General features: G+C 64.2%; 17 protein-coding genes. 12 read left to right on the top strand and 5 right to left on the bottom strand.

Annotation, left to right across the window (positions count from 1 at the left end; translation table 11 throughout):
- Window positions 1-21: 21 nt before the first annotated feature.
- The 8 genes from aruF (at window position 22) to BPHY_RS09050 (ending at window position 9437) form a co-directional block, all read left to right on the top strand.
- Window positions 22-1074: an arginine/ornithine succinyltransferase subunit alpha gene (gene aruF, locus BPHY_RS09085; protein WP_012401178.1), complete on the top strand. Its 1053-nt coding sequence runs from the start codon at window positions 22-24 to the stop codon at window positions 1072-1074.
- A complete protein-coding gene (astA, locus tag BPHY_RS09080; protein WP_012401177.1) occupies window positions 1071-2096 on the top strand; it encodes an arginine N-succinyltransferase in 1026 nt (341 codons plus the stop codon). The genes aruF and astA overlap by 4 nt, the downstream gene beginning before the upstream one ends.
- A 10-nt stretch (window positions 2097-2106) precedes the next feature.
- Entirely contained in the window at window positions 2107-3570 is a 1464-nt protein-coding gene (gene astD / locus BPHY_RS09075) for a succinylglutamate-semialdehyde dehydrogenase (RefSeq protein ID WP_012401176.1), read from the top strand.
- Between the two features lie 9 nt (window positions 3571-3579).
- The gene (gene astB / locus BPHY_RS09070; protein ID WP_012401175.1) at window positions 3580-4920 is read left to right on the top strand and encodes an N-succinylarginine dihydrolase; all 1341 of its coding nucleotides are present in this window, start codon (window positions 3580-3582) and stop codon (window positions 4918-4920) included.
- Window positions 4904-5947 (top strand): succinylglutamate desuccinylase, encoded by a 1044-nt coding sequence (gene astE / locus BPHY_RS09065; RefSeq protein WP_012401174.1) that lies wholly within the window; start codon window positions 4904-4906, stop codon window positions 5945-5947. Before astB ends, astE begins: the two co-directional genes overlap by 17 nt.
- Before the next feature lie 678 nt (window positions 5948-6625).
- Complete coding sequence (locus tag BPHY_RS09060; RefSeq protein ID WP_012401173.1) at window positions 6626-6913, top strand: hypothetical protein; 288 nt, start codon at window positions 6626-6628, stop codon at window positions 6911-6913.
- Between the two features lie 83 nt (window positions 6914-6996).
- The gene (locus tag BPHY_RS09055) at window positions 6997-7794 is read left to right on the top strand and encodes an ABC transporter substrate-binding protein (RefSeq protein WP_012401172.1); all 798 of its coding nucleotides are present in this window, start codon (window positions 6997-6999) and stop codon (window positions 7792-7794) included.
- Between the two features lie 290 nt (window positions 7795-8084).
- Window positions 8085-9437, top strand: coding sequence for an EAL and HDOD domain-containing protein (locus tag BPHY_RS09050; protein WP_012401171.1), 1353 nt, complete (start codon window positions 8085-8087; stop codon window positions 9435-9437).
- Between the two features lie 80 nt (window positions 9438-9517).
- Here BPHY_RS09050 and BPHY_RS09045 read toward each other — a convergent pair whose 3' ends face one another.
- Together BPHY_RS09045 and BPHY_RS09040 are read right to left on the bottom strand one after the other, a co-directional pair.
- Complete coding sequence (locus BPHY_RS09045; RefSeq protein ID WP_012401170.1) at window positions 9518-10975, bottom strand: HDOD domain-containing protein; 1458 nt, start codon at window positions 10973-10975, stop codon at window positions 9518-9520.
- 67 nt (window positions 10976-11042) lie between these two features.
- A complete protein-coding gene (locus BPHY_RS09040; RefSeq protein WP_012401169.1) occupies window positions 11043-12872 on the bottom strand; it encodes a putative bifunctional diguanylate cyclase/phosphodiesterase in 1830 nt (609 codons plus the stop codon).
- 317 nt (window positions 12873-13189) lie between these two features.
- On the opposite strand from BPHY_RS09040, the gene BPHY_RS09035 reads away from it, so the two are divergent.
- The 3 genes from BPHY_RS09035 to BPHY_RS09025 all read left to right on the top strand — a co-directional run bounded on the left by BPHY_RS09035 (window position 13190) and on the right by BPHY_RS09025 (window position 15849).
- A complete protein-coding gene (locus BPHY_RS09035) occupies window positions 13190-14536 on the top strand; it encodes an EAL and HDOD domain-containing protein (RefSeq protein WP_012401168.1) in 1347 nt (448 codons plus the stop codon).
- Window positions 14537-14697: 161 nt separating this feature from the next.
- Window positions 14698-15261: a peroxiredoxin gene (locus tag BPHY_RS09030; RefSeq protein ID WP_012401167.1), complete on the top strand. Its 564-nt coding sequence runs from the start codon at window positions 14698-14700 to the stop codon at window positions 15259-15261.
- A 123-nt stretch (window positions 15262-15384) separates the two neighbouring features.
- The gene (locus BPHY_RS09025; RefSeq protein WP_012401166.1) at window positions 15385-15849 is read left to right on the top strand and encodes a hypothetical protein; all 465 of its coding nucleotides are present in this window, start codon (window positions 15385-15387) and stop codon (window positions 15847-15849) included.
- A 39-nt stretch (window positions 15850-15888) separates the two neighbouring features.
- Here the strand turns inward: BPHY_RS09025 and BPHY_RS09020 are convergent, their stop codons facing one another.
- From BPHY_RS09020 to BPHY_RS09010, 3 genes are read right to left on the bottom strand one after another with little or no spacing between them, the layout of a single operon-like run.
- Complete coding sequence (locus tag BPHY_RS09020; protein ID WP_012401165.1) at window positions 15889-19200, bottom strand: efflux RND transporter permease subunit; 3312 nt, start codon at window positions 19198-19200, stop codon at window positions 15889-15891.
- Window positions 19201-19216: 16 nt separating this feature from the next.
- Window positions 19217-22354 carry an MdtB/MuxB family multidrug efflux RND transporter permease subunit gene (locus BPHY_RS09015; protein WP_012401164.1) on the bottom strand — a complete coding sequence of 1046 codons (3138 nt, stop codon included), beginning with the start codon at window positions 22352-22354 and terminating at the stop codon, window positions 19217-19219.
- Window positions 22355-22369: 15 nt separating this feature from the next.
- Window positions 22370-23779 carry an MdtA/MuxA family multidrug efflux RND transporter periplasmic adaptor subunit gene (locus BPHY_RS09010; protein WP_012401163.1) on the bottom strand — a complete coding sequence of 470 codons (1410 nt, stop codon included), beginning with the start codon at window positions 23777-23779 and terminating at the stop codon, window positions 22370-22372.
- Between the two features lie 113 nt (window positions 23780-23892).
- Between BPHY_RS09010 and BPHY_RS09005 the strand changes: the two genes are divergently transcribed.
- The gene (locus tag BPHY_RS09005; RefSeq protein WP_157686521.1) at window positions 23893-24174 is read left to right on the top strand and encodes a hypothetical protein; all 282 of its coding nucleotides are present in this window, start codon (window positions 23893-23895) and stop codon (window positions 24172-24174) included.
- Window positions 24175-24247 lie beyond the last annotated feature (73 nt).

The raw sequence follows: 24247 nt of genomic DNA, 5'->3' as shown, positions 1-24247 counted from the left end.
CTCTCCACACACGAGACCACGATGCTCTTCGTCCGCCCAGGCCGTCTGGCCGATCTCGACGCGTTGCAACAGATGGCGCGCAACGCGCAGCCCGTGCTGCACTCGCTGCCACACGACCGGCGCGCGCTGGAGGCGCGCGTCGCGTTGTCGGAAGACTCGTTTCGCGCGGAAGTCGATTTTCCGGGCGAGGAGTTCTATCTGTTCGTGCTGGAGGACAGCGAGACGGGCCAGCTGCATGGCACGGCGAGCATTGTCGCGGCAGCCGGCTACTCGGAACCCTTCTACGTGTTCCGCAACGATGCCCTCATTCATGCGTCGCGCGAGCTGCACGTGAACCGCAAGATCCACGCGCTGACGATGTCGCATGAACTCACGGGCAAGAGCCGTCTCGCGGGTTTCTACATCGACCCGGAGATGCGTGGCGATGCCGCCGCGCATCTGATGTCGCGTGCGCGCATGATGTACATCGCCGCGAACCGCCAGCGCTTCACGTCGGAGGTGTTCTCGCTGTTGCTCGGCGTGACCGACGACGCGGGCGTGTCGCCGTTCTGGGAAGCCGTCGGCCGCAAGTTCTTCGGCCGCAATTTCGCCGATATCGAAGTCCAGTCGGGCGGACGCAGCAGCACCTTCATCGCGGAAGTGATGCCGAGCTATCCGATCTATGTGCCGCTGCTGCCCGAAGCGGCTCAGCGGGTGCTCGGCGAGCCAGACGAAAAGGCGCTGCTCGCGTACGACATCCATATGGAAGAGGGCTTCGAGACCGACCGCTACGTCGATATTTTCGATGCCGGCCCCGTGCTCACCGCGCAGGTCGATCGCAGCGCGTGCGTGAAGCGCAACGAATCGCGGGCGGTGCGTGAAGCGTCGGCGCGCCACGGCACGACGTATCTGATCGCGAGCAACAAGCCGGGCGAATTCCGCTGCGTGCTGGCCGATCTGCCTGCGCAGACGGAAGAAGGGGCGCCACTGCCCGCCGAGGCGCGCCATGCGCTCGACGTGCGCGACGGCGACACGGTGCGCTGCGTGCCGCTGCATCGGCAGGACCAGGAACAGACTACGGGAGAAGCACAATGATCGTCGTTCGCGTCGTGCAGACGGGCGATGTGGACGCGCTCGTCGCGCTCGCTCAGGAGACGGGCCCCGGTCTCACCACCTTCAAGCCGGACCGCGATGCGCTCGCGGCGCGCATTGCGCGCGCGCGCCGCACGATCGAGGACAAGGCCGCGCCGCACGAGAAAGGCTACTTCTTCGTGATGGAAGACTCGCAGACGAAGGACATCGCGGGCGTGTGCGGAATCGAAACGGCCGTCGGACTTGAGCAGCCGTTCTACAACTATCGCGTGAGCACGGTAGTACATGCGTCGCAGGATCTCGGCATCTGGACGCGCATGCGTGCGCTGAACATCTCGCACGATCTGACGGGCTACGCGGAAGTGTGCTCGCTGTTCCTGAGCCCGCGTTATCGCGCGCATGGCGTGGGCGGCCTGCTGTCGCGGTCGCGTTTCATGTTCATTGCACAGTTCCGCGAGCGCTTTCCGCAACGTATCTGCGCAGAGCTGCGGGGCCATTTCGACGCGGACGGCACGTCGCCGTTCTGGCGCGCAGTGGGCTCGCACTTCTATCAGATCGACTTCAATGCCGCCGACTATCTCAGCTCGCATGGCCGCAAGTCGTTCCTCGCGGAGCTGATGCCGCGCTTCCCCGTGTACGTCGAATTGCTGCCCGACGAAGCGCAGCATGCAATCGCGCTCACGCACAGCGACACGCTGCCCGCGCGCAAGATGCTCGAGGCTGAAGGGCTGCGCTATGAGAATCACGTCGATATCTTCGACGCGGGCCCCGTGCTGGAATGCCATATCGCCGACTTGCGCACAGTACGCGAGAGCGTCGTCGCGCCCGTCGAGATCGCCGCCGTCGAAGCGCACGAGAATGGGCCGCGTTCGCTGGTGTCGAACACGTCGCTCGACGACTTCCGCACGGGCGTCGCGCCAGGCTTGGTCGAGAACGGCGTGTTCCGTCTGGCGGCGGACGAGGCGGCGGCATTGAACGTGAAGGCAGGCGAGCTGGTGCGCGTGCTGCCGTTGAAACAGAAATAAGGACCAACACATGAGCGAGCTTTTCATCGACGGCGAATGGGTCGCCGGCACAGGACACGCATTCGCATCGCGCAACCCGGGCACGGGCGCGACGGTGTGGGAAGGCAATAGCGCGTCGGCAGAAGACGTCGATCGCGCCGTCATGAGCGCGCGCCGTGCGTTCGCGATGTGGTCGTCCGTGAGCCTCGACGAACGCGTCGCCGTCGTGCGCCGCTTCGCTGCGTTGATCAACGAGCGCAAGGAGTCGATCGCCGAGGCGATCGGCCGCGAGACGGGCAAGCCGTTGTGGGAGGCCCGCACGGAAGTCGCGTCGATGTCGGCGAAGGTCGACATCTCCGTCCAGTCGTACAACGAGCGCACGGGCGAGCGGCGCACCGCGATGGCGGACGGCACTGCCGTGCTGCGTCATCGTCCGCATGGCGTGGTCGCCGTGTTCGGTCCGTACAACTTTCCGGGGCACTTGCCGAACGGGCACATCGTGCCCGCGCTGATCGCGGGCAACACCGTCGTGTTCAAGCCGTCGGAACTCGCGCCGGGCGTGGCGCGTGCGACCGTCCAGGTGTGGCGCGATGCGGGCTTGCCTGCGGGCGTGCTGAATCTCGTGCAGGGCGAGAAGGACACGGGCGTGGCGCTTGCGAATCACCGGCAGATCGATGGTCTGTTCTTCACGGGCAGCTCGGACACGGGCACGCTGTTGCACAAGCAGTTCGGCGGCCGTCCCGAGATCGTGCTCGCGCTGGAGATGGGCGGCAACAATCCCCTCGTGATCGCGCCCGTCGCCGATCTCGACGCTGCCGTGCATCACACGATTCAATCGGCGTTTCTGTCGGCGGGGCAGCGCTGCACCTGTGCGCGCCGCATCTTCGTGCCGAACGACGCGTTCGGCGAGCGGTTCATTGCGCGCTTCGTCGAAGTGAGTTCGCACATCGCGGTCGGCGAATACAACGCCGATCCGCAGCCGTACATGGGCGCCGTGATTTCGGCGCGTGCGGCGGCGCGTCTCGTCGACGCGCAGGCGCGTCTGCTCGCCGAAGGCGCGAAGCCGCTGCTGCGCATGACGCAGCGCGATCCCAAGCTGGGCTTCGTGACGCCCGCCGTTCTCGATGTCACGAACGTGCAGAACCTGCCCGACGAAGAACATTTCGGACCGCTCGCGCAGATCGTCCGTTACGGCTCGTTCGACGAAGCGATCGCGGGCGCGAACGATACCGAGTTCGGTTTGTCCGCGGGCCTGCTTGCCGACGACGAGATGTTGTGGACGCACTTCCAGCGCACGATCCGCGCCGGCATCGTGAACTGGAACCGGCCGACCAATGGCGCGTCGTCGGCGGCGCCGTTCGGCGGCACGGGCCGCTCGGGCAACAACCGGCCGAGCGCGTATTACGCAGCCGATTACTGCGCGTACCCGATGGCCTCCGTTGAAAGCGCGCAACTGCAGATGCCCGCGAGCGTGTCGCCGGGTCTTCATTTCTAAGGATCGACGATGCAAGCCACTGAAGCCAATTTCGACGGACTCGTTGGACCGACCCACAATTACGCAGGGCTGTCGTTCGGCAACGTCGCGTCGCAGAACAACGACAAGTCCATCGCGAACCCGAAGATGGCCGCCAAGCAGGGACTGCGCAAGATGAAGCAGCTCGCGGACCTCGGGTTTAAGCAGGGCGTGTTGCCGCCGCAGGAGCGCCCGTCGATGCGCCTGTTGCGCGAACTCGGCTTTGCCGGCGACGAGGCGGGCGTGATCGAGCGGGTGGCGAAGAACGCGCCCGAGCTGCTCGCGGCGGCAAGTTCCGCATCGGCGATGTGGACCGCGAATGCGGCGACGGTGAGTCCCTCGGCGGATACGCACGACGGCCGCGTGCATTTCACGCCCGCGAACCTGACGAGCAAGCTGCATCGCGCGATTGAGCACGAGTCGACGCGCCGCACGCTGCGCGCGATGTTCGCGGACCCGTCGCGCTTCGTCGTGCACGAGGCGCTGCCCGGTACGCCCGCGCTCGGTGACGAAGGCGCGGCCAATCACACGCGCTTTTGCGCGGAATATGGCGCGAAGGGCGTCGAGTTCTTCGTGTATGGCCGCAGCGAATATCGCCGCGGGCCGGAGCCGAAGCGTTTCCCTGCACGTCAGACGTTCGAGGCGAGCCGTGCCGTCGCGCATCGTCATGGTCTTGCCGACGACGCGACCGTGTACGCGCAGCAGACGCCCGACGTGATCGATGCGGGGGTGTTTCATAACGACGTGATCGCGGTCGGCAATGCACGCACGCTGTTTTGCCATCAGCTTGCCTTCGTCGATCAGAAGTCCGTGTACGACGAACTGCGCGTGAAGCTGGCGAAGCTCAACGGCGAGTTCAACGTGATCGAAGTGCCGGACGCGCAGGTAAGCGTCGCCGATGCCGTATCGTCGTATCTGTTTAACAGCCAGTTGCTGTTGCGCGGTGACGGCAGGCAGGTGCTCGTCGTGCCGCAGGAGTGCCGCGAGAATTCGCGTGTGGCGGCTTACCTCGATGAACTCGCTGCAAGCAAGGCGCCGATCGACGACGTGCTGGTCTTCGATCTGCGTGAAAGCATGAAGAACGGCGGCGGCCCCGCATGCCTGCGCCTGCGTGTCGTGCTTAACGAGGCGGAGCGTGCTGCCGTGGCGCCGGGCGTGTGGATCGACGACACGCTCTTTACGCGGCTGGACGACTGGATCGAGAAGCACTATCGCGATCGCCTCGCGCCCGCCGATCTGGCCGATCCGAAGTTGCTGAACGAGTCGCGAACGGCACTCGATGAACTGACGCAGATTCTTGGCCTGGGTTCGCTGTATGACTTCCAGCGCTGATCCATCGATGCTCGATGACTTCCTCGCGTTCACGCTTGCCGGTCATCGGCCTGCCGACGATGCGCGCGAGGGCGTGGGTGTGAATGGCGTACGCTGGACGTGGATCGACGATGGCGTGCTGCAGTTCGAGCCCGCCACACCGGCGCGGCGCGACGTGCGCAGCGTGCTTGCATCGGCAGGCATTCATGGCGACGAGACGGCGCCCATCGAACTGCTGTCGTTTCTCGTGCGCGATATCGCCAATGGGCGTGCAGCACTCGCTTGCCGATTGCTGGTGATACTCGGCAATGTGCAGGCGATGCGCGAGTCGTGCCGCTATATCGACGACGATCTGAACCGGCTGTTCAGCGGGCGGCATGTGGCATTGCCTGCGAGTCGCGAGACGCCGCGTGCGCAGGCGCTCGAAGGTATCGCGTTGCGGTTCTTTGCTGGCGCATCGGATGCGCCGGGCGCGCGTTGGCATGTCGACATGCACACGGCGATTCGCGCTTCCGTATTCGAGCAGTTCGCGTTGTTGCCGCATACGGGGGCACCCTTGTCGCGTGCGATGTTCGAGTGGTTGCGGGACGCGCGGATTGCGGCGGTGTTGTTGCACACGACGAAGGGCAATACGTATTCACATTTCACTGCGTCTGAGTGTGGTGCTCAAGCGTGCACGCTTGAACTTGGAAAGGTGCGGCCGTTTGGTCAGAACGATCTGGTTCGTTTTGCTTTTGCCGATGGCGCGTTACGCCAGATGATCGCGGGCGAGCAGGGTGAGGGTTCATTGGCTTTGCCGCGGGTGTTTACCGTGATCGATCAGATCACCAAGCGGAGCGATTCATTCGAGTTGCTGCTTGCTGACGATGTCGCCAATTTCACGGCTTTTGAGCGCGATACGGTTCTCGCGCGGGATGGCGAGTATCGGTATGTCGTGCGACATGACGAAGAGCGCATCGTCTTTCCTAATGCTGGCGTCAAGCCCGGGCTCCGGGCAGCGTTGCTGGTGGTTGAGACTACCGGCGAGATTCACGCTGGTTTGAAGTAGTTCCTTGTCTGGGACGCAGTCGCTGTTGTTGCCTGCGGCGCGGCGTTGCCGGTTTTTTCTTCGCGGGCATCCGCGATGTGCCTTCGTACTTCTTGCGTTGCCCCTGTGCAGGGCGGCACCTACTTTTCTTTGCTGCGGCAAAGAAAAGTAGGCAAAAGAAAGCCGCTCACACCGCCAGTGCCTGTTCTTACCCACGGGCCCCCAACGGCCCCGTCCTGTATGCGGCAACGCGCTAACCGATGTTCGTTGCCAGCGCTCCTGGATTCGCCTCACCCGCTTCGCACTCCCGCGTCACGGATTGCGTTTTCCGAAAGTTCACGGCCGCCAGGTGGCAAACTGTGCTTAGGCCGTCGCGAGGGGAAGTGCACCACTCCGGACCGAAAAGCGGATCGGTGTCCCAGGATCGGCAACGCATGCGGTGCGACCACCTACACACAGTTTGCCACCTGGGCGGCGCAGACGATTCGCTGCCGCTGGCTGCACTACGGATGACTGGAGCGGGTGATGCGCTGGTTCAAGGCGCTGGCACCGGGCGCCGGATAGCGCGTTACCGCATACAGGACGGGGCCGTTGAGGGCCCGTGGGCAAACACACGGGCTGGCGGTGTGAGCGGCTTTCTTTGCTTACTTTCTTTGCCGCGGCAAAGAAAGTAAGTGCCGCCCCGCACAGGGGCAACGCATGAACAACGAAGGCACATCGCGGATGCCCGCGAAGAAAAACCGGCAACGCCGCGCCGCAGGCAAGAAGATCGACTGCGGTGCAGACAAGAAACAAGCATGGCCCTTGCACACGACCGACAAGAACTTGCAACTTCGCCGCTGCGGAGCAAACAAAAAAACCAGAACCCACACACCGCTTCGCGAGAGAAACCAAAGCCCGAACCGCGTCGCGAACAGAAGAGTCTGTAAAATCCCCGCCTCGGCGGAACACCTGCTGCAACGCATCAAACCCGGCAATATCGTTTGAATCGCCGATTGGGCGCTGCAATGATCGTCCGCACGCCCAAGGCGGGGCATACCGCCGCCTGCACATCTTGAGGAAAGCACCCAATGAAATTGAGTTGGCAAAAGACGGCCGCGCTCGCCGCATTCGTAGGCGCTGCCGTGACAGCAACGGCACACGCAACCGCAACCGAAATCAAGGAAATCCGCTTCGGCGTCGAAGCATCCTACGCGCCGTTCGAATCGAAGTCGCCCGCCGGCGACCTGCAAGGCTTCGATATCGATATCGGCAACGCCGTCTGCGCCAAGCTCAAGACGAAGTGCGTATGGGTCGAGAATTCATTCGACGGCCTCATCCCCGCGCTCCAGGCCCGCAAGTTCAGCGCGATCAACTCCGATATGTCGATCACCGACCAGCGCCGCGCCGTCATCGACTTCACCGATCCCATCTACGTGATCCCCAATCAGATGATCGCGAAGAAAGGCAGCGGCCTGCAGCCGACGCCCGCTTCGCTCAAGGGCAAGCACGTCGGCGTGCTGCAAGGCACGATCCAGGAAACCTACGCGAAGGCGAAGTGGGCGCCCGCCGGCGTCGACGTGGTTCCCTATCAGACGCAGGATCAGGTGTACGCAGACCTCGTCGCCGGCCGTCTCGATGCGTCGTTCCAGGACGCGGAAGCGGCATCCAAGGGCTTCCTCAAGAAGCCGCAAGGCGCCGGCTTCGAATTCGCCGGGCCGGCCGTGTCCGATGAGAAGCTGCTCGGCTCGGGCGTCGGCTTCGGTCTGCGCAAGGGCGACGCCCAGCTAAAGGACGCCGTCAACCAGGCACTCAAGGAACTCAAAGCCGACGGCACCATCGACAAGCTCGCCGCGAAGTACTTCGACGTAAAAGTCGTGCTCAAGTAAGGCAAGCGTTATCCGTTGCGAAGCATCGCAGCGACAGCAGCACAACCGGCCGCCTCGAACGGCCGGTTGTGCTTTTTTGGCCTTGTTTTATAGCCTTTTTTCGCTTCGCCGTGCCCCTGCGCCAGTCCGCGTGCGCTAAAATCGGCGCACGGGGAAGACGCCTCGACAGGTCGTACAGAGTCGTCGCCAGAACGATACTGAGAGCACGAAGCGCAACGCTTCGCCACAACTACTTGCACGGGGTCCGGTTCTGCGCGCGAGCGCGTACCCGGATCGACAGGGGACCGGGAATGACCATCACCGCAGTCGCTGAACGCCACGCAGAAGGCGTTCCGGGCATCACGCAGGATGCGCGCGCAAACGTTTCGTTTGCCCGTCAGTCCATCCTGAACCGCGACAACATGCTGTGCGCGTTCGAACTCAAACTGTATCAAGCGCCAGTCGCCGAAACCCGCGAAGCCGCAGAAGTGACGGACAGCGAACGGCCGAAGCCCGGTCCGAGCGCCGCCGAGCGCTTCATCCAGGCCGTGTTGCAGCAGGACGTGCGCGCCGCGCTCGCCAATCATCCGGGCTACCTGCCCGTCACGCGTGAGCTGCTGTTCGACGAGGCCATCCGCAGCCTGCCCGCCGAGCGTTTCATGCTCGAGCTGCCGCCCGACATCGTTGCGGACGACACGCTGATCGCACGCCTCGTCGAACTGCATGGCCGCCGCTATCGCTTCGTGATCGACAACGTTGCGCAAGCCGACGAAACCTTCGCGCGTCTGCTGCCTTACGCAGACGCTGTGAAGATCGACATGAACCGCATCCCGCAGGCCGTGCTGCCCAAATTCGCGAGCGTGCTGAAATCGGCGGGCAAGCTGCTGATCGCGCAGGGCGTCGAATCGCAAGAGGTGTTCGAACAGGCGCTCAATCTCGGCTTCGACCGCTTTCAGGGCTATTACTTCGCGAATCCGCAAGGTGCGGCGGCACGCAAGGTAAGCGCGCCGCGTCATGCGCTGCTGAATCTGCTGCAACTGCTCGGCGGCGAACCGACTGTCGCGCAGCTCGAAGCCGAACTCAAACTGAACCCGGTGCTCGTGATGCACCTGATGCGCCTCGCCAATTCGAGCGGCCTCGCGATGGGCCGCAAGGTCACGACCTTGCGCGAAGCGATCAACGCGACGGGCACGAACCGCATCGCGCGCTGGACGCAGCTGCTGCTCTACGCGGACGGCCGCAAGGTCGCGCTCGAAGACGATCCGCTGCTGCAACTCGCCGCAACACGCGCGCGTTTCATGGAGCTGGCCGTCGAACGTCTGCCCGAAGCCGGCCGTGACGAAACCGACGCGGCTTTTCTCACGGGCGTGTTTTCGTTCGTCGATTCGGTGTTCGGCGGCTCGCTCGAACATACGCTCAATGTGCTCGCGCTGTCCAAGCCGATCCGCGATGCGATTCTGTTGCGAGAAGGCGCACTCGGCAAGTTGCTCACACTGGTCGAAGCGCTTGAGCGCGGCGCGTGGTCGGACATCGAAAGCGCGTGCTCGACACTCGACGGCGTGCAGGTGAGCGACATCGCGCAGATGGGCCTCGTCGCCGCCGCTTGGGCGGGCACCGCCGACCGCAGTGCGGAGGCCACGGGGCTGGAGCGTATCGAGGACTAACGCCAGATGCCGCGCGGTTCGACAACCTGAGCCGCGCGGTCGACGGAAGAGGGCGCATGGCGTTCAGCCCGCGCCGGGCATCAAAGCGTTTCTAGTTCGCTCACGGGCGCATACGCGAAGAACCGGCCCAATTCACGCGCGAGTTCATTGAGCGCGGCCATTTCCCGCTGCGAGATGCGGCGCGGCACATCGTGATGCGCCCAGTCGCCGTAGAGCAGGGCAACCGTCGACTTGTTCTCGAGCACCACGGGCAACAGCACGAACGAATGCACGCCGTCGAAGGCACGGCGATACCACTGCGGCAGTCGCGCATGCATTTTCGGATCGCGTGCGTTCTCGATAAAGATGCCGACCGAGTTCGCGATCGCAAGATGAAACACGTCGGGTTCGAACGCCGTCGCGAAGCTGAGCTTGGGCAGCGCCGCGTCGATCTTCGCGCCGAAACCCATCGATGCCTTGAAGATACCGCTGCCGTGCCGCACGAACACCACGGTGCGCTCGAACTGCAGACCCGCGAGCACCGTCTCGGAGGCCATTGCGAGCGCAGGCGCGAGTCCGCTGTCGCTCGGCAACGCCTGCAATTCGCCGACCCCTGCGCGGATGCACGATTCGGGGTCGAGTGACTCGCGCGCAATCGCATCGGCGTTCGCGCGCAGTTCGAAGATCTCGCGCATCACGCCATCGCGGGTCTCTTCTTCGGCGAGCGTGAGGCTCATGTCGACGAGCACGTCGGGATCGCTGTTGAGCGTGCGGCTGTAGCGCTGCGCGAGTTCCGCGATGCGCACGTCGCGCTGCGACTCGGGCAGATGCGGCTGTGTCAGCACGTTCGCCACTTCCGTCGAGTAGTTCGTGATTGCGCGCAGCCATTGCACCTGGCGCGGCTCGTCATTCTGCAGCGGATCGAACTCGGTCATGCCGACACGGATCAGCGCGGGCAGACGCCAGCGTGTGGCCGCTTCCAGGCCGATTTCCTCGAACGTCACGCCGAGCACGCTTTCGCATGCTTCGTTCTCGCCCATGCCCGTATCGACCTGGCGGCGAATCTGGTCCCACTCGGCATCGAGGTAGAACACGACCAGCAGCTTGCCGATCTGCCGCATCAGCGTGCAGACGACGGCCTCTTCGCCCTCGCGCAGGTCGCCGCGCTCGGTGAGCTTGCGCGCGACGCAGCCGGACAGCATGGTCCGGTTGAGTTCGAGCTTCGCGTCGATACGGCGCGGCGCGCTGTGATGAAAGTGATCGACGATCTTCAGGCCGACGACGAGATGCCCGACGGCATCCATGCCGAGCACCATCAGCGCGCGCGACACGGTCGTGATGTTGCCGCCGAACGCCATGTACATCGCCGAATTCGCGAGACGCAGCACCTTCTGGGTCAGCGCGAAGTCGGAAAGCACAATCTGCACGAGCCCGCTGAAATCGAGGTCGTCGTTGCTCATCGCGGCCATCGTCGTGCGGAGCGACTGCTGCAGCATCGGAAAGTCACCGCGCTCGTTCATGCGACCCCAGAGCCGGTCAAGCAGCGCAGCCTTTAGCATGAGAGTCCCGCAAGAGGCATACAGTTTCCAGTGAGTGGCACTACGGTTTCGCTACGCGTCGAGTCGGTCACGCTTCACCATGCACATGAAGCGCGCGCGATTCGAAACGCTGCGCGAGTTCTTCCGATGGCAGTGCCTTGCAGACGAGCCAGCCCTGAATGTGGTCGCAGCCCATCTCGGTCAGCAGGTCGCGTTGTGCTTCCGTCTCGACACCTTCCGCGACGAGTTCGAGGTCGAGCGTCTGCGCAAGACCCACCACGGCGCTGACGATCGCCTGATCGTTGCGCGAGGTTAGCAGATTCTCCACAAAACTCCGGTCGATTTTCAACTTGGCGAGCGGAAAGCGTTGCAGATACGCAAGGCTCGAATAGCCGGTGCCGAAATCGTCGACGGCGAAGCGGATGCCGAGGCCTGTCAGTTCTTCGAGCAGCGTGGTCGCGTGCTGCGGGTCATGCATCAGCAGGCTTTCCGTGATCTCGAACACGAGCCGGTGCGGGTCGATGCCCGTCAGTGCGATCGCTTCGCGCACGCTTTCCTTGAAGCGCGGGTCGCGGAACTGCTGCGGCGACACATTCACGGCGACGTATTGCAGCCGGATGCCTTGCGTGTCCCAGCGGATCAGCTGCATGCACGCGGCCTTCAGCACCCAGTTGCCCAGGTAGTTGATGAGACCGACGGATTCGGCGAGGGGAATGAACATCGACGGCGGCACGAGCCCGTGCACGGGATGCTGCCAGCGGATCAGCGCCTCGACGCCGACCACGCCGCGGGTCTGGCTGCTCGTGATCGGCTGGAAGTGCAGCGAAAACTCGCCGTTGCGCACGCCGTCGTACAGGTCCGATTCGAGCTTCAGACGTTCGGCGTCGGCGGGGCTGTCGTCGGGCATGTAGAACGCGAGCGTGTTGCCGCCCGCTGCCTTCGCGCGCGACAGCGCATAATCGGCCCAGCGCAGCAGCTGGCTGTCGCGCGGCGGCGCATCGGGCGATTCGCCCGCCTGCTGCGTGTCCGGATAGAGCGCGATGCCGACGCTCGCCGACAGATGGACTGGCTGCCGGTTAAACGTGTACGGCTGCTGGATGGCCGTCAATAGACGCCGCGCGAGCGCTTCGGCGGCCAACGCCGTGTCGGCACGGGCGTGCACGGGTGGCAGCAGGATCGCGAATTCGTCGCTGGAGATGCGCGCGATCACTTCGCCTTGCGTCGTCATGTTAGACAGGCGCCGGGCGGTATCGCGCAGCATCTCGTCGCCCGCGTCGTAGCCGAGCGCGCGGTTCACGCGCTGGTAGTCGTCGATATCGAGCAGCAGCAGGGCAGCGGACTTGCCTGTTGCATCCGCCTTCTGTTGCGCGTGGCGCATTTCCTCGACGAGGGCGGGCACGTTCGCGAGGCCCGTCAGATTGTCGTGATGCAGCTGATGTTTGAGGCTCGCTTCTGTCGCGCGCCAGCTCGACACGTCGAAGCCGGCGATCGCGTAGCCCTCGATGCCGTCGTGGCAGTTGCGCGCGATACGCAGCTCGACAGGCACGGGATAGGTCAGCGACTTGATCAGGTCCAGCGTGATTTTTTCGACGGCGCCGCTTTCGTCGGCGCGGCGCAGTGCGGCGTCCAGCCGCGCTACGTCGCCTGGCGCGACGAGTTCGTGCAGCGTGACCGTTTGCAGATATTCCCGGTGGTAGCCGATAAAGCGCAGGCTCGCGTCGGAGACATATAGAAAGGTGAGATTGTGAGCTACATGCGCGAGGAAGTCGACGGCGCCTGCGGCCTGTTCGAGCCCGTGCGAGACGGCTGGCGTGCCCGGCGCAACCGTCGCGCGTGCGGGCTGACGGACCGCGCGCAATCGGTCGATCGCCGTGCGCAGCAAGCCCCGGCGGGCTGGGGTGATCCTGGTCGCTTCCATGTGTATCGCTGACTACCCGGTTCGTCTTGAGGCTGGACGCCGCTGCGACGCCCGTCGGCTGGCCGAATCGGGGCAGGCGCGAGGCCGTCCATCAGAACGGGTTATCGACGTTTTCGGCGGAATCTTTAGCCGTTGGACATAAAAGGCGCCATAACACGTGGTAAGGAATCGAAACGCGCGCGGCGCCTGTACATGGCGGGAGGGATTCCGCTAAAGTGGCGGCCACGGCGTTCCGTTAATCCGCCAGACAAGCGGGGCGGCAAGCGCTCTACGCAAGTCCTGCGTGCAAGCTGTTTTCCGAATCCAAGCTGTGAAAAATGCCTGATCCGTATCAAGACACCGACGATGCCGGCCGCCTTCAAACGTTTGCGCAAGCAGGCGCAGAGGAAGAAGCGGACGAAGCAATCTCTTCGGCGCAGTTCGTCTATGTCGGGCGTCAGCCGATCCTCGACCGCGATGGCGCGTTGCACGCTTACGAACTGCTGTTTCGCGGCAGCGCACGGAACTACGCTGAAGTGTCCGACGACGCGCAGGCCACGGCCCAAGTCGTGGTGCGCACGATCGGCAGCATCGGCGTGCCGTCCGTCCTTGGCTCGCACCGTGGCTTCGTGAACATCGGGCGCGATCTGCTGTTCGACGACATCGTGCATCTGATGGAGCCCGAGCGCTTCGTGCTCGAAATTCTCGAGACGGTCGAGTTCGACGAGCGGCTCATCGCCCGTATTGAGGAACTGCGCCGCGCGGGTTTTCGCGTCGCGCTCGACGACGTGTGCGAACTCTCGCCCAACCTGTATGCCGCGCTGCCGTATGCGGATATCGTCAAGGTCGACTTTCTCGAGACGGATCGCACCCGCCTGGCCGCCCTCACGCAGGCGCTGGCGAGCCACGGCAAGACCCTGATCGCCGAGAAGGTCGAGACGCGCGAAGACTTTGCGCTTGCGCGCGAGCTGGGCTTCGACCTGTTTCAGGGTTACTTCTTCGCGCGGCCGCAGGTCCTGTCGACGCGTCGCACGCGCTCGTCGCGCACGTCGCTGCTGCGTCTGCTGGCGCTGCTCGCACGCGATGCGCGCATCGTCGAGCTTGAGGCCGAGCTGAAGCGCAATCCCAATGTGGTGATGCAGCTGTTGCGGCTCGTCAATTCGAGCGCGTTTGGCCTGGGGCGCAATATCGCGTCGCTGCGTGAAGCGATCATCGCGACGGGCACGCGACAGATAGCGCGCTGGGCGCAATTGCTGCTGTACGCGGGCATCGGGGAACTGCCGTGGCGCTCCGATCCCCTCGTGCAGCTGGCGGGCACGCGCGCGCGCTTTATGGAACTGGCCGCGCGCTGGATCCACCCGAACGACGAGGCCTTCGCCGACGCCGCGTTCCTGACGGGCGTGTTCTCGCTCGTGCATGTGCTCGTCGATTCGACGCCGGACGCGACGCTCGATCCCCTCGACCTTTCACCGCTGATTCGCGATGCGATTGTCGAGCGCACGGGACCGATGGGCGCGCTGCTCAACATCGCGGAAGCGGCGGGCGAGGCGCAGGATGCCGCCGCGATTGCGAGCGCCCAGTCGCTGGCGCAGTCGCTGGAAGAGTTCGCCGCGCTCACGCCGAGCGTGCTCGCCGAGTTGAATCTGTCGGCGGCCGCGTGGTTCGGCGCGCATCTCGTGGAGTGAGCCACACAGCTGCGTGCGCGCGCGTGGGCGGCCCGCCGACGCGCAATCGTCAAACGTGATCCAATATGGGACGGAAGCTCGGGCTCGCGATGTCCGATGTGCCCGCCGGCATCGCGAATCCGTCGCACCCAGAACGTGCGCTCACGATTCGAGGACTCGACATGCAGCAAAAGATTGTGCCGTTCGCGCTGGCAGCTGCGCTGTGCGCGGGTTTATCGCTCCATGCGCTGACGGCTTTCGCCACGCTGAAGCCGGGCGACAACGCGCCTGACTTCACGACGCAGGCGTCGCTGGGCGGCAAGACCTACACGTATGCGCTTGCCGATGCATTAAAGCAGGGCCCCGTCGTCCTGTACTTCTATCCGGCCGCGTTCACGAAGGGTTGCACGATCGAAGCGCATGAATTTGCGGAGGCCGTCGACGAGTACAAGAAGTACGGCGCGACGGTGATCGGTGTGTCGCACGACAACATCGACACGTTGACGAAGTTTTCGGTGAGCGAATGCCGCAGCAAATTCCCGGTTGCCGCCGATCCCGATTCGAAGGTCATCAACGCGTACGACGCGGGGCTGCCGATGCATGCGTCGATGGCGAACCGCGTGTCGTATGTGATAGCGCCTGACGGCAAGATCATTTACGAGTACACGAGTCTCTCGCCGGACAAGCACGTCGAGAACACGATGCAGGCGCTCAAACAGTGGGCGGCGACGCACAAGCAGCCATAAGATTGCTGACCGGTGGCGGGTGAGCGGTGCGGCTTCATGCGCCGCGCTTTTAGCTACGTGCCGTCTGCCTGGCATGAAGGGACGCGTTTCCTGTCGATGTAGCGCACTTGCTGGACACAAGCCATGCCGATTGTTGTCGCCCTGTTTGCCCTGATCGCCCTGATTTACGGCTGTGTGCAGGCGTTCCATGCGCTGTCCGCGCATTTCGGCCCGGGCGTTGCCGTGGGAGTGGCGCTTCTCTTTGCCGCGCTGGTGCTCGCGGCACTGGGGTGGTGGTGGCGCCGCCACAAGGAAGTCTCGGCGAACATTCGCGACGGCGACTGGACCCATGAGATCAAAGGAGCGTGGGGCGGCGTACGGCTCGCTGCTGGCAAGCGGCTGTGCGACATGCAGGTCGCCGGTTTGCGGGGATCGTATATTTTTGCCGATCTTCGTGGGGCGCAGCCCGTGCGGGACGGCGAGCGGTGGCAGGTGAAGCTGGAAGTGAAAGATGCGGCGCATCCTGAGTGGCGTCTGCCAATGCGTTCCGAGCGCGAGGCTCGGCAATGGGCCAGAATTTTCGCTCTGGCAATGGTGCAGAAGCTTTAAGTGGTTTTTTGTCTGCGCCGCATTCGCAGACAAAAAACCTCAACCCGCATCGACCGCCTTCGCGCGCCGGCCCGGCCCACGCCGGGCCTCCCACCGAACCCGGATTCGATCCATATAAAGATAAACAACGGGCGTGGTATAGAGCGTCAGCATCTGGCTCACAATCAGCCCACCCACAATAGCGAGTCCGAGGGGCGCGCGCAGTTCAGCTCCTTCACCGCGCCCGAACGCCAACGGCAGCGCGCCGAGAAGCGCGGCACACGTGGTCATCATGATTGGACGAAACCGCAGCAAACAGGCCTGCTCGATCGCATCGCGCGAAGAAAGACCCTTGCGCGACGCGTCGATTGCAAAATCAACCATCATGATCGCGTTCTTCTTCACAATGCCGATCAGCAATATCACCGCAATCAACGCAATGATGCTGAACTCCGTATTGAACAGCAGCAGCGCCAACAGCGCACCGACCCCCGCCGACGGCAGCGTCGACAGGATCGTCAGCGGATGGATGTAGCTCTCGTACAACATGCCCAGCACGATATACACGGCCGCAAGCGCCGCGAGAATCAGGATCGGCTGATCGGACATCGATTGCTGAAACGCCTGCGCCGTGCCCTGGAAGCTGCCGTGGATCGTCCCTGGCATGCCGATCTCGGCCATCGTCTGGTAAATGATCTGCGTCGCATCCGATAACGACTTGCCGGGCGGCAGATTGAACGAGATGGTCGACGCGACGAACTGGCTCTGGTGATTCACCGCGAGCGGCGTCGTGCCCGGACCGAAGCTCGCGATCGCCGACAGTGGAATCATCGTTTCCTTCGACGTCGACACGGCCGCGCCCGTCGACGCGCTCGACTTGCCGCTCGATGCAATCGAGTTGTTCGCCAGGTTGCGCGCGGCGTCCGACGCGATGGCCGCCGCACTCGACGCCGTCGTGCCCGCCGCGGCGCCCGTCGTCGCCTTCGACGTCGCCGCCGATGTCACCGTGCCCGCCGTCGCGTTGGTCGACTGTGCGCCGCTCGCGCTGCCGCCCGACGTGCTGATCCAGACCTGGTTGAGGATATCGGGGCTCTGCCAGTATTTCGGCGCGACTTCCATCACAACGTGATACTGGTTGAGAGGATTGTAGATAGTCGACACCTGCCGCTGGCCGAACGCGTCGTACAAGGTGTTGTCGATCTGCGCGGGCTTGATGTTCAGTCGCGCGGCCGTCGCGCGGTCGATCGTCACCATCGCCTCAAGACCGCCTTGCTGCTGGTCGGAATTGACATCGGCCAGTTCCGGGCGCTTTTGCAGCGCCTCTGTCAGCCGCGGCGTCCATTGGTACAGGTCAGACGTGGTGTCGGAGAGCAGCGTGAACTGATACTGCGCGTTCGATTGCCGCCCGCCGACGCGGATGTCCTGCACCGCCTGCAGGAACGTGCGCGCGCCCGCAACGTCGGACAGCGGTGCCCGCAACTGCTGGATCACCTGATCGGCGGAAATCTTGCGCTCGGCCTTCGGCTTGAGCGACACGAACATGAAGCCCGAGTTGGTCTGCCGGCCGCCCGTGAAGCCGACCACGCTGTCGACGGCAGGATTCGCCTGGACGATCTTCATCATCTCGGAGAACTTCACTTTCATCGCCTGAAACGAGGTCGACTGGTCGGCCTGGATGCCGCCGACGAGGCGCCCCGTGTCCTGTTGTGGGAAAAAGCCCTTCGGCACGACGATGTACAGCCAGATGTTCAGCGCGATGGTCAGCAGCAGCACCGTCAGGATCAGCAGCGGATGGCGCAGCGACCAGCCGAGCGTGCGGGCATAGCCGCGCTGCATCCAGTTGAAGCCGCGTTCGAGCCAGCGCGCGAAACGGCCTTCTTCCTTCTTTTCGTGCGGCTCGAACAGCAGGCGCGAGCACATCATCGGCGTGAGCGTCAGCGACACGATCAGCGACATGCCGATCGCGAGCGACAGCGTCAGCGCGAACTCGCGGAACAGCCGCCCGACGATGCCGCCCATCAGCAGAATGGGCAGGAACACGGCGACCAGCGAAATGCTGATCGACATCACCGTAAAGCCGACCTCGCGCGCGCCGACGAACGCCGCCTTCATGCGCGGCATGCCGCTCTCGATGTGCCGTTCGATGTTCTCCAGCACCACAATCGCGTCGTCGACGACGAAGCCCGTCGCGATGGTCAGCGCCATCAGCGACAGGTTGTCGATTGAAAAGCCGAGCAGGTACATCGCCGCGAACGTGCCGATGATCGAGATGGGCACGGCGACGCTCGGAATCAGCGTGGCGCGCCAGTTGCGCAGGAACAGGAACACGACCATCACGACGAGCGCAACGGCCATCATCAGCGTGTATTGCGTGTCCTTTAGCGACGCACGAATGGTCGTGGAGCGGTCGGCCGTCGGCGTGACTTCGACGGCGGCGGGCAGCGATGCCTTCAGTTGCGGAATCATTGCCTTCACGCGGTCGATCGTCTCGATGATGTTTGCGCCCGGCTGCCGGTACAGAATGACGAGCACCGAGCGCTCGTTGTTCATCAGGCCGAGGTTGCGCAGATCTTCGACGGAATCGACCACTTCCGCGACATCGGACAGACGCACGGCGGCGCCGTCGCGATACGCGATCACGAGATCCTTGTATTGCGACGCTTTCTTCGCCTGGTCATTGGTGTAGAGCTGCACGCGGTTCGGGCCGAACTCGATCGAACCCTTCGGGCTGTTCGCGTTCGCCGACGCCAACGCCGCGCGCACGTCCTCCAGACCGATGCCGTAGTGGAACAGCGCCTGCGGCTCCAGTTCGACGCGCACGGCGGGATTTGCCGAGCCGCTCACGTCGACCTCGCCGACGCCGTCCACCTGCGACAGCGACTGTTGCAGCACGGTCGCCGCCGAGTCGTACAGCTGGCCCGCCGTCATCGTCTTCGACGTGAGCGCGAGAATCAGGATCGGCGCGTCGGCGGGATTCACCTTGTGATACGTCGGGTTCGAACGCAGGCTTGCGGGCAGGTCGGCGCGCGCCGCATTGATGGCCGCCTGCACATCGCGCGCCGCACCGTCGATGTTGCGGTTCAGGCCGAACTGCATCGTGATGCGCGCAGAACCGACGGAACTGGACGAGGTCATCTCGGTGACGTCGGCGATCGTGCCGAGATGCCGCTCGAGCGGGCTCGCCACGCTGGTCGCGACCGTCTCCGGGCTCGCGCCGGGCAGGCTCGCCTGAATCGAGATGGTCGGGAAATCGACTTGCGGCAGTGGCGCGACAGGCAGCCTCGCGAACGCGAACAGGCCTGATAGCGCAATGCCGATCGCGAGCAGCGTCGTGGCGACCGGGCGCTGAATGAAGGGGCGCGACAGATTCATCGTTTCGGCCTCTTTCTCAAACGTCAGCGTCGGTGGCGGGTGGACGCGCGGGGCCGTCGCGATGGCCGTCACGGTGAAAGCGCGCACGCAAGCGCCGCGCAATCGAGTCGAAGCCGAGATAGATCACGGGCGTCGTGAACAGCGTCAGCAACTGGCTCACGATCAGGCCGCCCGCGATCGCGATGCCGAGCGGCCGGCGCAGTTCGGAGCCCGCGCCCGTGCCGAGCATGAGCGGCAGCGCGCCGAGCAGCGCCGCCATCGTGGTCATCAGAATGGGCCTGAAGCGCAGCAGACACGCCTGATAGATCGCTTCGCGCGGCGGCTTGCCATGCTCGCGTTCCGCTTCGAGCGCGAAGTCGATCATCATGATCGCGTTCTTCTTCACGATGCCGATCAGCAGCACGATGCCGATGATGCCGATGATGTCGAGATCGTGGCCCGTGAGCAGCAGCGCCAGCAGCGCGCCGACGCCCGCGGAGGGCAGCGTCGAGAGGATCGTGATGGGATGCACGAAGCTCTCGTACAGCACCCCGAGCACGATGTACATCGTGACAATGGCGGCGAGAATCAGGAACAGTTCGTTCGACAGCGATGCCTGGAACGCGAGCGCGGCACCCTGGAAGCGAGTCTGGAACGAGGCGGGCAGGCCGACGTCCTTCTCTGCCTGCTGGATCGCTTTCACGGCCTCGCCGAGCGATGCGCCCGGCGCCAGGTTGAACGACACCGTCGTGGCCGGGAACTGGCTCAGGTGCGTGACGAGCAGCGGCGCGGGCTTTTCATGGAAGCTCGCGATGGAAGCCAGCGGCACCTGACCGCCCGACGACGTCGACGACGGCAGGTAGATCGAGTTCAGCGACTCGGTGTAATGCTGCATTTGCGGCTGCGCTTCGAGGATCACGCGGTACTGGTTCGACTGCGTGAAGATCGTCGAGATGATGCGCTGGCCGAACGCGTCGTAGAGCGCGTTGTCGACGGTGGCTGGCGTGATGCCGTAGCGCGCCGCCGAAGCGCGATCGATTTCCACGTACACCGACTGGCCATTGTTCTGCAGATCGGTCGCGACGTCGATGAGTTCGGGCGACTGCGCGAGACGCTCCATCAGCTTCGGCACCCAGGTCGCGAACTCGTCGATGTTCGGATCGGTCAGCATGAACTGGTACTGCGTCGGGCTGACCGTCGAATCGATGGTCAGATCCTGCACCGGTTGCATGTAGAGCGTCGCGCCCGGAATGTGCGAGGTGTCGCGCTGCAACTGGCGGATCACCTGGCTCGCCGTCGCGTCGCGGTCGTCGCGCGGCTTCAGGTTGATCAGCATGCGGCCGCTGTTCAGTGTGATGTTGCTGCCATCCACGCCGATGAACGACGTAAGGCTCTCGACATTGGGATTCTTCAGGATCTGGGCTGCGAGCTGTTGCTGACGCTCGGCCATCGACGCATACGACACCGATTGCGGCGCCTGCGTGATCGCCTGGATCACGCCCGTGTCCTGCACAGGAAAGAAGCCCTTCGGAATGAAGACATACAGCACGGCCGTCAGTACGAGCGTGAGCAGCGCGACGACGAGCGTCGAGCGCTGGCGGTTCAGCACCCATTCGAGCGCGACCGCATAGCGCGCGATCACCCAGTCGATGGCGGCATGGGCGCGTGCCTCGAAGCGGTGGCTTTCCTTCGGCGGCGTGTGGCGCAGCAGCTTGGCGCACATCATCGGCACGAGCGTGAGCGACACCACGGCCGAAATCACGATCGTCACCGCAAGCGTGATCGCGAACTCGTGGAACAGGCGCCCGACCACGTCGCCCATGAAGAGCAGCGGGATCAGCACGGCGATCAGCGAGACCGTCAGCGAGATGATCGTGAAGCCGATCTGTTTCGAGCCCTTCAACGCGGCTTCCAGCGGCGGGTCGCCTTCTTCGACATAGCGCGCGATGTTCTCGATCATCACGATCGCGTCGTCGACCACGAAGCCGGTTGCGATGGTGAGCGCCATCAACGAGAGATTGTCGAGCGAGAAGCCGCACAGATACATCACGGCGAGCGTGCCGATCAGCGACAGCGGCACCGACAGACTCGGGATGATGGTCGCGTAGAGGTTCGCGAGGAACAGATACATCACGAGCACGACCAGCACGACCGACATCAGCAGTTCGAACTGCACGTCGCGCACGGACGCGCGGATCGTCGTGGTGCGGTCGGTGACCACCTGCACGTCGAGCGCGGCGGGCAGCGACTGCTGCAGCGTGGGCAGCAGTTTCTTGATGCTGTCGACCACCTGGATAACGTTCGCGCCCGGCTGGCGCTGCACGTTCAGGACGATGGCGGGCGTGCTGTCGACCCACGCGCCGAGCTTCGTGTTCTCCGCGCCGGCGACGATGGTCGCGACGTCCGTCAGCATGACGGGGCGGCCGTTCTTGTATGCGACCACGGCCGACTTGTACGCGTCGGCGTCCGTCAGCTGGTCGTTCGCGTTGATCGTGTACGCGCGCGTCGGGCCGTCGAAATTGCCCTTCGGCGTGTTGACGTTGAGGTTCGAGATGGTGGTGCGCAGATCGTCGAGATTCAGGCCGTACGACGCCAGTGCGCGTGGATTGGCCTGGATGCGCACGGCAGGGCGCTGGCCGCCCGACAGGCTCACGAGACCCACGCCCGCCACCTGCGAGATCTTCTGCGCGAGGCGCGTGTCCGCCAGGTCCTGCACCTGCGTGAGGGGCAGCGTTTTCGACGTGATCGCGAGCGTGAGAATGGGCGCGTCGGCGGGGTTGACCTTCGCGTAGATGGGCGGCGCAGGCAGGTCGGACGGGAGCAGGTTGCCCGCTGCGTTGATGGCCGCCTGGACTTCCTGCTCCGCGATGTCGAGCGGCAGGTCGAGACTGAACTGCAGCGTGATGATCGACGAGCCGGCCGAGCTTTGCGACGACATCTGATTCAGCGAAGGCATTTGCCCGAACTGGCGTTCGAGCGGCGCCGTCACAGACGACGTCATCACGTCCGGGCTCGCGCCCGGATAGAAGGTCTGCACCTGAATGGTCGGATAGTCGACTTCGGGCAGCGCGGACAGCGGCAGGAAGCGCAGCGCGACGAGCCCGACCAGCATGATCGCCGCCATCAGAAGGGCGGTGCCGACCGGGCGCAGAATAAAGGCGCGGGATGGATTCATGCGGTCAGCCGTGCCTTATTCCGCCGACGTCTGCGACGCGTGTCGATGACGCCGCGCGCCCGATGCGCCGTTAGCGTTCGCCGCGGGAGGAGCACCCGATGCCGCGTGCGCACCCGAGGCACCCGACGCGCCGCGCGGACGGTCGGCGGGAATCGTGATCTTTGCGCCTTCCTTCAGCCGGTCCGAGCCGTCGGTCACGACGCGCTCACCGACCTGCAGACCCGACGCGATGCTGGTGCGCTCGCCGTCGACGGGGCCGACCTTGACCTTGCGCACCGTCACCGTGTTGTCAGGCTTCACGACGTACACGAACGCACCCATCGAGCCGTTCAGCACCGACGAGGTCGGCACGATCACCGCGTCCTTCACCACGTTCACGAGCAGGCGCGTATTGACGAACTGATTCGGGAACAGCAGCCCGCTGTTGTTCTGAAACGTGGCGCGTAGCTTTACGGTGCCCGTCGTCGTGTCGATCTGGTTGTCCAGCGTTTCCAGATAGCCCGCTTCGAGCGAGGTCGTGTTGCTGCGGTCGTAGGCCGTCACCGACATCTTCTGGCCCGTGCGCAACTGCTTGAGGATGGCGGGCAGGTTGTCTTCGGAAGTGGTGAAGATAACGCTGATCGGTTGCAACTGCGTGATCACGACGACGCCGTTCGTATCGCTCGGCGTCACGTAGTTGCCGGCATCGACCTGACGCAGACCGACGCGGCCCGATACGGGCGCCGTGATGCGCGCGTAGGTGAGATCGAGTTTGAAGGTGTCGATATTCGCCTGGTCAGCCTTGACCTGGCCTTCGTACTGCTTGACGAGCGACGCCTGCGTATCGACCTGCTGGCTCGCGATTGAGTCTTGCGAGAGGAGCGTCTGATAGCGCTTCAGATCGAGACGGGCAGTTTGCAGCAGCGCGATGTCCTTGGCGAGCGTGCCTTCGGCATTCGCAAGACTGATCTGATACGGACGTGGGTCGACCTGCGCAAGCAGATCGCCGCGCTTGACCATCTGGCCTTCCTGAAACGCGACCGTCTGCAGCGTGCCCGACAACTGCGTGCGTACGGTGACGTTGGCGAGCGGGGTGACGGTTCCGAGCGCGTTCAGCACGACGGGCATTTCGCCTTGCGTCGCGGCCGCCACGTGTACGGGTTGCGGCTGGTTCATGCCGCCGCCGGGCCCGCTGCCACGTCGTCCGGCGCGTCCCGCCTGTACGCCGCTTGCGCCCGCCGCCGCCGCGCTCGCGCCGTCCGCGCTTGCGTTCCACGGATGCCAGCGCAGCAGCACGAAGCCCGCGAACAGCATGACGGCGACGATCAACGCGATCGTACGTCCGCGATGGCGCTTGACGGCACCAGGCCCCGGTTCGCGCCCGGGAGACGGGCTGGCGGGTTCGGTGTGGCGTGATGATTCAGGCTGCTTTTTTTGTTCGTCCATCGGTTCGATCAGTGGCTGGCTTGAAATGAAGCAAACGTTCGGCGCGCGCCGTGGCTGCGTACTGCACGCCGGTTCCGTCGATAGCGCATGCCTGGGCGATGCAAATTGATGCGATGGCTCATCGAGATGTCCGTGACGTGGCGCCGGCTGCGATGGCGGCAGGCGTTGCCCGCATGGTTGACGGCTTCTCCCAGTTGGCCGCACTGACGCTCGCGCCGTTGCGCTTCGTTGTCTATTGCGCTGCCAGTGCAAACGCTTCGACGGACACGCAGGAGGCGGGCACGGCTTTCCCGGGCACGCGGGAAAGCATGATGCTACGTCCCGGGCCGAGTCACAGTCCAGCGGCGTATTTTTCGGCGGATTACGACGGTTACACGAAATCCGCGCGTCCGTAAGGCGTGCATTAGCGATGTGTCACGAACCCGTCGCGCGATGCGTGGGCACTTTTAGGCGGGCCTGGAAGCGCGG

Origin of the sequence: Paraburkholderia phymatum STM815 (assembly GCF_000020045.1) — a bacterium.
Taxonomy (GTDB): domain Bacteria; phylum Pseudomonadota; class Gammaproteobacteria; order Burkholderiales; family Burkholderiaceae; genus Paraburkholderia; species Paraburkholderia phymatum.
The sequence above is the reverse complement of the archived record's forward strand: the minus strand, read 5'-3'. Positions and strand labels throughout refer to the sequence as shown.